Origin of the sequence: Nostoc sp. T09 (assembly GCF_002154695.1) — a bacterium.
In the GTDB taxonomy this organism is placed as follows: Bacteria; Cyanobacteriota; Cyanobacteriia; order Cyanobacteriales; family Nostocaceae; genus Aulosira.
Genome location: NZ_MTAV01000158.1, coordinates 45,768 through 57,861 on the forward strand (window position 1 = coordinate 45,768; position 12,094 = coordinate 57,861).

13 protein-coding genes are annotated in these 12,094 nt (G+C 43.4%); 6 read left to right on the forward strand and 7 right to left on the reverse strand.

Translation table 11 applies throughout. The annotated features are described in order from the left end of the window. Positions 1–391: 391 nt before the first annotated feature. Together BV372_RS27730 and BV372_RS27735 are read left to right on the forward strand one after the other, a co-directional pair. Positions 392–697, forward strand: coding sequence for a hypothetical protein (locus BV372_RS27730; RefSeq protein WP_086689704.1), 306 nt, complete (start codon positions 392–394; stop codon positions 695–697). A 359-nt stretch (positions 698–1,056) separates the two neighbouring features. Next, positions 1,057–1,458 carry a fasciclin domain-containing protein gene (locus BV372_RS27735; protein ID WP_086689705.1) on the forward strand — a complete coding sequence of 134 codons (402 nt, stop codon included), beginning with the start codon at positions 1,057–1,059 and terminating at the stop codon, positions 1,456–1,458. Positions 1,459–1,818: 360 nt separating this feature from the next. Here the strand turns inward: BV372_RS27735 and zwf are convergent, their stop codons facing one another. After that, positions 1,819–3,198 carry a glucose-6-phosphate dehydrogenase gene (zwf, locus tag BV372_RS27740; RefSeq protein WP_086689706.1) on the reverse strand — a complete coding sequence of 460 codons (1,380 nt, stop codon included), beginning with the start codon at positions 3,196–3,198 and terminating at the stop codon, positions 1,819–1,821. An 11-nt stretch (positions 3,199–3,209) separates the two neighbouring features. After that, entirely contained in the window at positions 3,210–4,232 is a 1,023-nt protein-coding gene (gene gnd, locus BV372_RS27745) for a phosphogluconate dehydrogenase (NAD(+)-dependent, decarboxylating) (protein WP_086689707.1), read from the reverse strand. 876 nt (positions 4,233–5,108) lie between these two features. Between gnd and BV372_RS27750 the strand changes: the two genes are divergently transcribed. Beyond that, positions 5,109–6,011, forward strand: coding sequence for a phytanoyl-CoA dioxygenase family protein (locus BV372_RS27750; protein ID WP_179198258.1), 903 nt, complete (start codon positions 5,109–5,111; stop codon positions 6,009–6,011). On the opposite strand, the gene BV372_RS27755 is transcribed toward BV372_RS27750, so the two are convergent. Continuing rightward, the gene (locus BV372_RS27755; protein WP_086689708.1) at positions 5,995–6,441 is read right to left on the reverse strand and encodes a hypothetical protein; all 447 of its coding nucleotides are present in this window, start codon (positions 6,439–6,441) and stop codon (positions 5,995–5,997) included. The genes BV372_RS27750 and BV372_RS27755 overlap by 17 nt on opposite strands. Before the next feature lie 234 nt (positions 6,442–6,675). Here BV372_RS27755 and BV372_RS27760 point away from each other — a divergent pair, with 234 nt between their 5' ends. Continuing rightward, the gene (locus tag BV372_RS27760; protein WP_086689709.1) at positions 6,676–6,909 is read left to right on the forward strand and encodes a Nif11-like leader peptide family natural product precursor; all 234 of its coding nucleotides are present in this window, start codon (positions 6,676–6,678) and stop codon (positions 6,907–6,909) included. A gap of 85 nt (positions 6,910–6,994) precedes the next feature. On the opposite strand, the gene BV372_RS27765 is transcribed toward BV372_RS27760, so the two are convergent. Beyond that, positions 6,995–7,174, reverse strand: a complete 180-nt coding sequence (locus BV372_RS27765) for a HEAT repeat domain-containing protein (RefSeq protein ID WP_086689710.1) — start codon at positions 7,172–7,174, stop codon at positions 6,995–6,997. Between the two features lie 200 nt (positions 7,175–7,374). Here BV372_RS27765 and BV372_RS27770 point away from each other — a divergent pair, with 200 nt between their 5' ends. Then, positions 7,375–7,557: a transposase gene (locus tag BV372_RS27770; protein WP_256973490.1), complete on the forward strand. Its 183-nt coding sequence runs from the start codon at positions 7,375–7,377 to the stop codon at positions 7,555–7,557. A 344-nt stretch (positions 7,558–7,901) separates the two neighbouring features. Further along, the gene (locus BV372_RS27775) at positions 7,902–8,246 is read left to right on the forward strand and encodes a hypothetical protein (protein ID WP_086689711.1); all 345 of its coding nucleotides are present in this window, start codon (positions 7,902–7,904) and stop codon (positions 8,244–8,246) included. A gap of 177 nt (positions 8,247–8,423) precedes the next feature. Here the strand turns inward: BV372_RS27775 and BV372_RS27780 are convergent, their stop codons facing one another. From BV372_RS27780 to BV372_RS27790, 3 genes are all read right to left on the reverse strand, one after another. Next, positions 8,424–10,001, reverse strand: coding sequence for a DUF4419 domain-containing protein (locus BV372_RS27780; protein WP_086689712.1), 1,578 nt, complete (start codon positions 9,999–10,001; stop codon positions 8,424–8,426). A gap of 132 nt (positions 10,002–10,133) precedes the next feature. Further along, positions 10,134–10,976: a GNAT family N-acetyltransferase gene (locus BV372_RS27785; RefSeq protein WP_086689713.1), complete on the reverse strand. Its 843-nt coding sequence runs from the start codon at positions 10,974–10,976 to the stop codon at positions 10,134–10,136. A gap of 289 nt (positions 10,977–11,265) precedes the next feature. Continuing rightward, on the reverse strand, positions 11,266–11,643 hold the full coding sequence (locus BV372_RS27790; protein WP_086689714.1) for a DUF6632 domain-containing protein: 378 nt from the start codon (positions 11,641–11,643) through the stop codon (positions 11,266–11,268). Positions 11,644–12,094: the final 451 nt, after the last annotated feature.

Below are 12,094 nucleotides of genomic sequence, written 5' to 3' on the forward strand. Positions count from 1 at the left end.
GTAGTGATTGTAACTAAGTGATTACTTATTTTCAATGTAAACATTACTGAAGATTAGATGATATTTGTGCTAATTATTAGTATTTATACTCAAGCGAAAACATCTAAATTTATAGCAACTATAGTGATTTAAATTTAACGCTCACTTTCTTGACTATTGCATTGAGTATTTATTGCTCCAGCAAGTTTAGCTCTTGCTTAATAAGCGTTGCTGATAATCTAAGTAGTTATAGTTTTGTATAGAACAGTAGCAATTATTGCTGACACGCCATAATAGCTTAGGATAAAATTTTGGTGTTAACCCTGATAACCGCTCAAAAACTCACTCTTAACTCTAACCAGTCAGTTAAATTTCCAGCTTTAGATAACTTTGATAATAGCTAACAAGACAAATGGCAAAATTAAATAGTCTTCAAAAACTAATAGAAATTGCAAATGAGCACGGAATTATTTGTCAGCCAGTAGAGCAAGAATGTTTAATCGCATCTTTACCAGGACACGATAATTTCTTATTAGCTTTTACTTGGTCTGGAGCGATTGAACCCGAAGCACCAGAACATGAATTGATAGCAATTAGTGTACAGGACATAGCTAAAGAAGTTACCGTAGTAGCTTGGCAAATTCCCAGCTATTTATTTGGTAGTGTTTTAAGACAGGCACAGATGCTTGTAGCTGCTCACCTAGAGTTTATTAAATAATCGCTATAGCTACAAGCGTCGAAAATTCTCCACAGATATTGATTTTTTATTCTAAATATCACCGATATTACTAACCTTATGTATTGCTATCAAAAGCATTTTGCTCCTTGATTTTTGGATGAGCTTTAGTAACAAACTAAAGTGCAAGTTCTCGGATCAAGTGCTGTTAAAATTTTTCCTAGTCTAGTTAAAGTTAAATTTAATTAGAATTTAAAATTGCCTTAACTAAATTTTGTTATGTAAATATGGATTTTTGCTATTTTTAATTTAAATTTTGAGTCATCTGCCTAAAGATAGATACTATTGAGTGTAAATAACTTTACATTTGTAACGAAATGTAAATAAATTACTCCAAACACATGGCAGATATTGTTGATACCGCTGTAAACGCTGGCTCTTTTAACACCTTAGTTGCTGCTGTTAAAGCTGCTGGTTTAGTGGATACCCTTAAAGGTGCTGGCCCGTTTACCGTTTTTGCACCTACTGATGAGGCGTTTTCTAAGCTTCCAGAAGGTACAGTTGATGCTTTACTCAAAGATATTCCAAAGCTGAAGCAAATTCTGACTTATCATGTTGTTTCAGGTAAGGTGTTAGCAGCTGATGTAGTTAAGCTGAAGTCAGCTACCACTGTTCAAGGATCTGATGTGAAAATTGACGCTTCTAATGGCGTCAAAATAAATGATGCTACTGTTGCTACACCAGATGTTGCAGCTGATAACGGTGTTATTCATGTCATTGATACAGTTTTAATTCCTGCGTAAGCAAGCGTTTATATAGAAAACATATTTGTGGGGTAGCGATGAACTACAGTCGTTACCCCACAAATGTCTAAACTCCAGTTATCTCATCAAAATATATCAGGTAAAAATCTGATTAATGACTTAGCTGTTAAACGGATCTTTATCTAGTTCAGTTAACTGCTATACGTTCAGTTTTCACAAGGTTATTGTGTCCAAGTTTTGTCCGAATTTTTAAAACTCATATCTTTGCTGTAGTTCAAAGAAATAGCGATTGGCGTAACAGAGGAGAGGATTTTCAGCTTTCTGCACAGACACACCGAATCGTAACTGATTAGGCAGACATGATATAACAACTATTTTTTGACTGCTGAGTAATATCTACTACTCTCTTGTCAAAGGATTGTACCAGCGATCGCTTGGCAAGAGCAGTTTATCTGACTCAGGTGGACCCCATGTATTTGGCTCATACTCGTAAACGGGTGTGACGTTATCGAGAATTGGCTGGACAATCCGCCATTCCTCTTCCACGGTATCTTCCCTCACAAACAAAGTGGGATCGCCCCGCATGGCATCACCTAATAGACGTTCATAAGGTTCCATCTCATCGCCACCTCCGTAAAAGGCCAAGAGTTCAACCGCAGAGCCGATCATGTCTTCTCCTGGAATTTTAGTGCGAGCACCCAATCCTACAATCACCTCCGGATCTAGTAGGAACCGAACATAATTGGTGTTTTCTTTCCCTTCCTCTTGGAACACATTTAGAGGTGGACACTTGAGCTTGACCATCACCTCAGTAGTTTTAACAGGCAATTTCTTCCCAGCCCGGATGTAGATGGGAACTCCTGACCACCGCCAGGTATTAATAAATAGCCGCACGGCAACAAAAGTTTCTACTTGTGATTCAGGAGAAACACCCTCCTCGTTGCGGTAACCGCGAAATTGACCGCGAATAATGTCATTGGGTTGCAGTGAACGAATAGCTTTGAGAATACGTTCTTTTTCATCTCGGATGGCATCAGTAGCCGTACTGGCGGGAGCATCCATGCAAACTGAAGCCAATACTTGCAGCATATGGTTTTCCACTACATCCCGAATCGCACCAGTCTCCTCATAGAAGCGCCCCCGTCCTTGAATGCCAAAGTCCTCTGCCATGACAATCTGGATGCTTTCAACATAGTTGCGATTCCAGATTGGTTCGAGAAAAGAGTTGGAAAAGCGAAAATAGAGTAAATTCAGCAGTGGTTCTTTGCCCAGGTAATGGTCGATGCGATAGATGGATGATTCGGGAAAAACTGATGCCAGAATTTGGTTTAACTCGCGTGCTGATTCCAAATCCCGTCCGAATGGTTTTTCAATCACCACCCGGGCATTTTTAGCACAGCCTGAGTTGCCTAATCCTGCCACTACTTGTGCAAACAGGCTGGGCGGAATTGCCAGATAGTAGAGGGGGCGAGTGGCATCACCAAGGGCTTGACGTAATTTTTCGTAAGTTTCTGGTTTGTTGTAATCACCAGCAACGTACTGGAGTAGTGCAGAAAGCTTCTCAAATGCCGCTGGCTCTACACCACCATGATGTTCTAGGCTATCACGTGCCCTTTCCCTAAGTTGATCCGTCGTCCAAGGTCGTCCGGCAACGCCAATCACGGGGACATTGAGATTGCCCCGCCTCACCATTGCCTGAAGGCTGGGGAAGATTTTCTTGTAAGCCAGGTCACCTGTTGCCCCAAAAAATACCAGTGCGTCTGAATTAGGAGTTCCCACGATCAACCTCTTTAGGAATTAGCTTTTTCATGATGACCGCCAAACTGATAGCGCATCGCAGACAACAGTTTGTCAGCAAAGTCTGCTTCGCCGCGCGAGCTAAAGCGAGCAAAGAGCGCTGCGCTTAATACAGGAGTCGGTACAGATTCGTCAATTGCGGCGATCGCTGTCCAGCGCCCTTCACCAGAATCGGATACACGACCAGCAAACTCTTCTAAATTGGGGCTTGACAATAAAGCGATCGCTGTCAAATCCAATAGCCAAGAAGCAATGACACTACCTCGCCGCCAGACTTCGGCAATATCTGCCAAATTAAAGTCATATTGATAATGCTCTGGATTTCGTAATGGTGTGGTTTCGGCATCGATCTCGCGCTGATTGTTGCCCACGTTGGCGTGGTGAAGAATATTCAGCCCCTCTGCATACGCTGCCATGACACCGTACTCAATGCCGTTGTGTACCATTTTAACGAAGTGTCCTGCACCGATGGGCCCGCAGTAAAGATAACCTTGCTCGGCAGTACCTCCTGCCTTCTCTCGTCCGGGAGTGCGATCAATTTCTCCTATACCTGGAGCTAGAGTTGCAAAAATCGGGTCAAGGCGTTTGACAGCCACCTGTTCACCACCGATCATCAGGCAATAACCCCGGTCCAATCCCCAAACACCCCCACTCGTACCGCAATCAACATAGTGAATGCCTTGCTCCTTGAGTGTGGCTGCTCGACGAATGTCATCATGGTAGTAAGAGTTGCCGCCATCTATAATAATGTCGTCAGGCTCGAGGAGTGGAATTAGCGTTGCAATGGTTTCATCCACCGAAGCAGCAGGCACCATCAACCAGATGGCACGAGGTTTGGATAACTTGCTGACTAGATCGGCGATTGAGCTTGCTCCGGCTGCAATTACACCTTCGTTGACCATTGCCTCCAATTTCTCAGTACGGCGGACATAGCCAACTACACGATGCCCGGCACGCATCAAGCGCTGTGCCATGTTCGCACCCATCCGTCCCAGTCCAATCATTCCAAGTTCCATAGGCTTTTTCCCTCCTTGTTTTCAGCTTTTTGCATTAATCAGCAGCAAGGGTGGCTGCTACTCCTCTGTTGAGGCACTTACGGGAAGACTGAGTTAAAACAAGTGAATTCTATTGGTAAACAAGAAACTGGTAATCTGCACGCTTGCCAGAATTAACCTGAGTTCGGTATCAGAAAGCGCGACGCTAATCAGAATTATACTCAGGTACTTACAAACTGCGATTCTTTGGTGGCTGAATCGTAACAAAAACCAACCTGCCATTGCCGTTAGAGCGCGATCGCCAATTTGAAAGGCAAGGGTTCTCTCCTGTACAGTGACTTTTTATTTGTCGTAGTGTCAAATTAATATCATCAAGTGTGTGAAGCTCGCGCTTCTAGCGATTAGCTTCGAGTCCGTACAGAGGACGTGTAAATTTCATCAATCTTAATCATTGAAAGTGTGGAGCAATCAGACTTGTTTGACGACACGAATTTGTCCCTCTGCCATTTAATGTGGCACTGTACACCAGAGGCAAACTAAACGGATTAGCTTAACATTTGTCAGTGTAATTTAGGCAAGCTCATCTCTAAACTCTTGTTATACATAGATTTCAGCTTTTTCAGTAAAGATGAAACTGGAGTTGTATGGCGACAACAGCAGAAGTATTTATTAACTTTATTTACAATTTTTTCGGTGAAAAACTGGAGCATTTTTTGGATGTCATCGCTTGAAACCCTTTTATTGAGAGTTTATAGCCCAATTGCGCGCCTTCTACCCCAAAGTATTATTAGTTCTTGGAGTTATCGTGGTCGGGTAGCAGGACTATATCGCTATAATCCCGCCCACTATGACCCCTGTTATGACCTTTTTTTAACATGCTCAAAGAAGTAAATTTCGATGAATACCGCCGCACACGAAGTTGTCCTTGACTACACAAACACCGTCCAAGCTGAGAAAACAGAAGAGATCCCCCCAACTGCGCTCGATGAGCAGTACGACACTGCCACCATAATGGGCGGACTCTACGGTGACGGGATCATTGGATTGAAAGGCGCGTTCGAGCCGACGTGGGCAGATCGTCTCGGTGAGGATATTGAGGTTCTCTTGTCAGAAGCGATCGCGCGTCCTAGAGGAGCAGTGGGGCGGGGGCCCAACCGATACTACGTAGAGATTCACCCAGAGAGAATCAGGGGGTTTCTCGACCTCGTGACACATCCTTGGGTAGTGGCAGTGTCAACCGCGGTCCTTGGAGAGGACTACAAAATCGTGGAGATTGGGTTCGATGTGCCTCTTCCTGGCTCTATGAATCAGCCGTGGCACCGCGACTTTCCCGCGCCTGATGCCACCCTGGCAGGACGCAGGCTCAACTCGCTCGCCTTCAACTTGACCACCGTGGACGTTGAAGAGGACATGGGGCCGTTCGAGATAGCGCCCGGCACTCAGTGGGATCGGCCCATCGGCTTCAAACACGAAATGTTCCCACCCAAAGCTCTCTACGGCCGATACCAGGAGCGCGCCGTGAGGAAGATGTCGAAGCGTGGAGACATATCTGTCCGGTCAGCGCTGACCATTCATCGAGGTACCGCCAACCAATCCCAAAAATCGCGTCCGGTGCTAGTGCTTGGTGTGGATGCTCCGGATGCCCGGAACGCGGAGCGGCACGATCTCCAGTTCACTCGGGCTTACTACGAGACTATCCCAGCAGAGCACCGAAAGCACTTCGCCTGCCGAATTGTCGACGAATTAGAACCTATCGTACAAGCGCATACGATCGAGGGACTGGTCATGGGGGAGGCTTAGCATTACCTGAGTTCAGGTTAAAACACATTGTTTGCCCCTGATTTAGCCGTGCTGCGATCGCACTACGACTGGGTGGTAATGTGGCAATTTCTTGTTGCAGCTGTGGTAACAAAGTTTTTGCCGCATCTAGTTGATTAGTCTCAACCAGTAAACTGAGTTGATTGACTTGTGCTTGCACCTTTAAATCCACTGGTGCAGATGCGGCAGCTTGTTGATATAAATTCAACGCAACTTGAGCAGCTTGGGAACTAATCTGAGGATTGTTAGTATTATTGATTTGACTGCGGGCAATATTACCAAGGCTAAGTTGCGCCAACGTGATGATTTCGGGTAATTTTAACTGATTAGCAATAACTAAAATACGCTCCAAAATTATATTTGCTTGGGGAAAATTACCCACAACCCGCAAAGACTCGCCCAAAGTACGCAACGCAGTTGCCGTTTCCGGTGTTGCAGCAAGTTTTTTTAATAAGACTGAATCTCACAACTATAGTTGTATTAGCCGAAAGTTATATTTTTTTGTCAAAAGCATTTTATTTTCCCTATTAGTTTTAAGATCAAAGTCTATAACCTTATTTAGGATATTCTCTATTAGACTTGGCAAAACGACAGGAGTCTAATTACTAAATTCCAATCTAATGTTTCAAACAGGAGATGGATTGTTATGCCACAAAAAAATGCTGCCCAACTTTTTAAAGCTGTAAAACAAGACCAAGCATTAAAGGAAAGACTCAAAGCCACAGCCAACCCAGACGCCTTTATCCAAATTGCTAAAGAGCGTGGCTATGAATTCACAGTTGAAGAACTGGAGAGTGAAATCGACAAATTATCTGAAGAAGATTTAGCCTCTATTGTCAATCCAGGATGGGGCCCTAGACGGCACATTCATCCTAGATAATTCTCGCTCTAGGCAATTGAAAGTATAAACAAATTTGATTGCTTTTGCGTATTTATTAACACTCTTGAATCTTCTGAATAGCCCTTTATGCATGAATAAAAACTTCCCGCTCTGGGTCATCTAATGCTTGCTTAAGGGCATTCAGAGCTTCATGGTTACCCAAATTACCAAGGGCGATCGCTGCTTGTTTTCTCACATTTGAATACTTATCTACTAACGCTTGAATGAGTGCGGGCAAAAACTCTGCATCAGGTATTTTGAGCAATACTTGAGGTAGCTTGCTTGTGCCATATTGTTACATTAATAGCATCAACAAAATTCTTGTAGTCAAAGTCTGCCTAACAATTTGCTTGGAGGCGACTGCTGAGAGCCGCTGGTGTTGTTGCCAATGTTATGTGCAGTCGCTCAAGCCACCGTTATAGAACCCATTTGGGATCTTGGAAGAACGGGTAAAATGAGAAATAAATGCCCTTGGTAAAACGGGGTTTGTCCCGGTTGCAACTCGCTCTTGTGATTGAACGTTCAAATGCTTGGATGGAACGATGTAAGAGTTTGGTCAAGAACTTTGAGCGAACATTGCCTCATGCGACTGCCAAGCTCAATCTATGTTTTATCAGACTCATGCTTAAGCGGTTAGCTCAGGCATAGATATCAAATGGGTTCTATATATCCTTGGACTCCATAAACCTGTCAGTTCATAGATAAGGGCACTCTACTGCCGAGGCAAGGTCGGATCAAGTTATCTGGAAACTTCTCAACGTCTCCCCTCTATCAGGTTTCTGCGATGCGATCTGCTTTGCAGCAACGCTTCGTGATCGCTTTCAGCCCCTACTCATCCCTACTCAATCTTCCAATTAGGCGTATAACCAGAAGTAACTTGGCTATACATTTGCAAGACCGATGCAGAAATACGTCCTGAGAGTTTTGCGATCGCCCATAGCGCTCTTGTAAAATCATTTTCAATTGTTGAGAATTCGCCCAGGAAAAAGTTTATGGCAGATATGTCCGGTCAAGACCCCTCGGAAATCACAATGGCAACGGTTGATGAAGAACGAAAAGGCGCAACTTTCAGCGGTACGGTCATCCTTGGTATAGATCCTGAGGGTGGGGAAGTCGTTTTCTTTAGAGACTTTTTAATTGAAGATTATAAAGGCGAACTTACCGCTTATCTGGCAACAGATGGCGATATAACGAAAAGCATTGATTTAGGCGAACTCGATCATAAAAGCCCCAGTTTTAGGCTGCCAATTCCGCTGGGAACGGATACATTACCCTACAATACAGTCGTGTTGAGCGACAAAAAAAGCAAGAAAAAAATCCTGACGATCAATCTATAAAATTTGTAACTTAGCTCGTAGTTCAGCCAAATTCGATTGCCCTTCTGTATAGATCTCAAATGGGTTCTATAAAGTAAGCGTAGAGTCCATTACTACCAACCGTCAATCTTGGCAAAGTGATGAGTATTTTAATTAGCCAGATTTTAAGTTCCCAATCTCTATGAGTGATTTCAGAAATCAAATCGGATTGCTATCTGTGACGAAATTGGCATCATCAAAGTAGTAACGCCCCTGAGCTTGAAATATGCGTTCTAGGAGTTCGGGAATACTCTGAGCAATGATTACGGGATCTTGAAGCGGTTCGCGAGCTAAAGTCGGCCTACCCACAAAAATCAAACATTCGTTCTTGTGAGGTTTATAAACGTAGGCAATACAACGCCCATCTTCAAGATCGATGAGGTGAGTTGCATCATCGCGGAAAGAAATGGGGTTAGAGATTGTGCAGTCTTTTCTATCAATATACTTGGGAATCTGCCAAGAATGACCGCTATCAGCGTAAAGTGTGGCTCCATCAAAACGCTCTAGCATTTGAATGTGTTCTTTGGGAACTACACCTGTTGAACTGAAATACAATTCCGACCTATTAACTGGCGGTTGTGTGAGATGCTGTTGTTGAATATTATCGAGTAACTGTGCAAAGCGATCGCTGCGCTCGCGCAATATCCAACCAATTTCGGGTTGTAAAGTTTGCTGCTCGGAATCTTGATGCACACCAATAAAACCAGCAAGTAGTTCTAAAGAATACTCTTTTTCATCTGGCGTTATCAGCTCAAATGGAGCTTGCGAAATTCCCAAAGGTAACCTTTCAGCAGAAATGCCACGAATAACTTGCTCAAACCATGCTTCGGATGATGACGCATTCGGAAGTTCACAGCGATCGATTTCTAGAATCCAATTTCGTACCGAAGCAGCTTTAGTCAATGAAGATAAATCCCTCAAATAAGGGAACAAATCAGTTAACCAACCAGTAATTAACTCAGCACCATAAACAGGTTTAGGTTTGTAGATGCAGCGCCAAAACTCTAGGGATGGTTTACCAGAAGCTGTTTCCACAAACTCGCGACAAATCGGCAATAAGCGAGCAGTCCACCATTCCAAGTCATACTCAGCCATGATTTGCACGCGATCGCAAATACTTTGCCAATCTTCGACAGTACCCAACAGTGTAATCTCCGGGATACCGCAAACGCAGGACACCGCGTAGTCAAAATACTGTTGGAAAGCATTCATCATCACCACATGACTGGCTGTCTGGGTGATGGGTGTTGTAGTACTGAAGTTACACTCTAGCAATCGATATAGATCGGCTCCTACACGATCGCGGATCTGCAATACCCATTTTTGCACTGTCTCACTCCAGTACTGGGGTTGGCTATCAATTTGCAGAGTCCCAACTATGAGTTTTTCTTTCCCTTGGTGAGGAACCAAGCGCGAACGCAAAGTTTCTGCATGATTGTTGATATGTTGAGCAAATCCTTGCGCTAAAGTTATCCAAATAATGTCAGGTGTTAACAATAACGGACGATGTTCACTAAAAGCAGCATGAACAGCAAGCGCTAGCGGATGAATACCTTGGTCTGGAATTACTTCAAATGTATCATTGTGACTGAATGCCAGGAGTTGTTTACCTAATTGCTTCTCTAACTGAAATTTGGCATTTGTAGTAGGTAATCGCTCCTGAGCGCTTTTCACATCGTCTACACCAAAGCGAATTTTACCCACAGTTTGTTCTAAGATAGGTGCCAGTACTGACATGAGCTAGCTCTACTTGTATTTTTATACAGAGAAATTGTTTCAATTTTAAAGCACTTGATAGCAAACTCTAGTATCCGTAGGGCGGGCACTGCCAACTCGTTCGGGGGTTTCAAAAAAGCGATTCATGAATGCTTATCCATAGATAAATGAGTAGTCGTGCCAGTCGCAGACAGGATGATAGCCAATCTTCTGGTAGATGTAATTAGAAGTAGGATTTGCCAAATCCGTAAACAAAAAACAGCGATCGCATCCATAATCTAAAAGTTTTTGGCTCAAAGCTGCAACACAGGCAGTGGCATATCCTTTGCCACGATACTCTGGTGGTGTATAGACTGGGCCAATCCGCGCTGCCGCAGGTAAAGATTTACTACCACTAGCCCATGAAACAGGGATACCATCTGACCACAGATGAATACTCTGCTGCTTCAGTCCACTGTTGACTGCCTGTTCTACATCTAGAGAAATTACCTCACCAATTTCAGCGCTAAAATTTGTAAACCACTCTACTAGCAAAGGGCGATCGCTTTCGGTAGCAAGTCTGAGATTACCACTGACAGTCGCAACAGGTTCTACTTGGGTTAACTGGTGAATTTTCAACTCCATGACCCGTCGATAAGACTGTCCAGTCAATGTTTGCCATGACTGCAAAAACGTTTCTACCTCTGCAACCAGTCCACTTACTCCAGGGAGTTGCGGTGAATAGTCTTGTAAATCTTGAGCAATCAGTGTTAAAGCATTCAAATCTTGTGTTTTGGACAGCACCAGCTTGTGTGGCGGAGTGCGGATAGCAGCAGCCAGAATCTTGCCTTTTGTTTGCGCGATCGCTAAGTAAGGAGGATCAGGATAACGATCTGGGTAATGCAACAGGGTATGTGAGAGACCAAGCAACAAATTATGCTCTGCCTCATACTGGAGTAAGTAATCTTGAGCGTTATGCCAGAATTCCTGAATATTATTAAATCGGCGTAATTGCATTACCGTAGTAGGCTAGAAACCGCTATACCCAGTTTACTCAAAACATTGAAGTCGTTGGGTTATCTACTTTAGATATGTCTAAGTAATGGATTAAACCAGAAATCAGAATTCAGAATTCAGAATGCAATCAGTGGGGGACTTAAACCCATTTATTCATTTGCCAGTCGCACAGAATTCAATTGGAGAATTCTGACTCCTGACTCCTGAATTCTTTATTGTTAAACTTGACCTTTGAGGGAATTATATTTGCCGAGCAATTTCTGGAAATACAAAGACATTCCACGCTTATCTATGTACTAGATACCTCTTTGCGCGGCGTCAGGAAGGCAAGGACAATTGCCACCAATAACAATGCTGGAACATCACCGAAGAGATGTCCACGTTCAACAGGATCAATTACTGCTTGTACTGCCATAATTAGCCCGTGGACTGTACTTGACCAAACTGTAAACCAGATTAAACTGAGGTTAGCTTCTGGTTGTCGAGAAGCCAAAAGCAAAAAGACACCAAGCGTCGCATAAACACCAATGATCATTTGTTCATATTCGTACTGACCCGGTTGCCATAACCAGCCTGATGCCCAAATCTTCATCAGCGGATAGATAAGTAGAAAGGCAATTCCGACAATAATCAGAGCGATTTGTAAGTAACGATGACGCTCATCCATTGCTCTAACCTCTGCTATTTTATGGTGTAGTTTCTCTCAAAAAACTATATATTTTCTAATAATATCCCCACTAGTGACACTTCAGTTTTGGAGTGTTAGAAATTTTAATGCTTTATTCACTGCTTTAACAAAGAACTCTAGTTTTATTAGGCAATAAATGCGATCGCCTTTTGTCGCGATCGCCTGTGTATTTCTCTGCTTAGATTTTGAAGCAATACAGTTCAGTGAAGACGAATTCTAAAGGCACAGTATACATAATTTTATCGGTGCCGTGCCCCTAAGACTATTGCATCTCAGCCTAACTGAACCTGATTGGATTTTGAAGCGCGTTGTTACTCCCCATCAAAAAGTTCATTTATGCCATTGCATCGGTCTGTTATGCCATTGCATTGGTCTGTTATGCCATTGCATCGGTCTGTTATGCCATTGCATCGGTCTGTTATGCCATTGC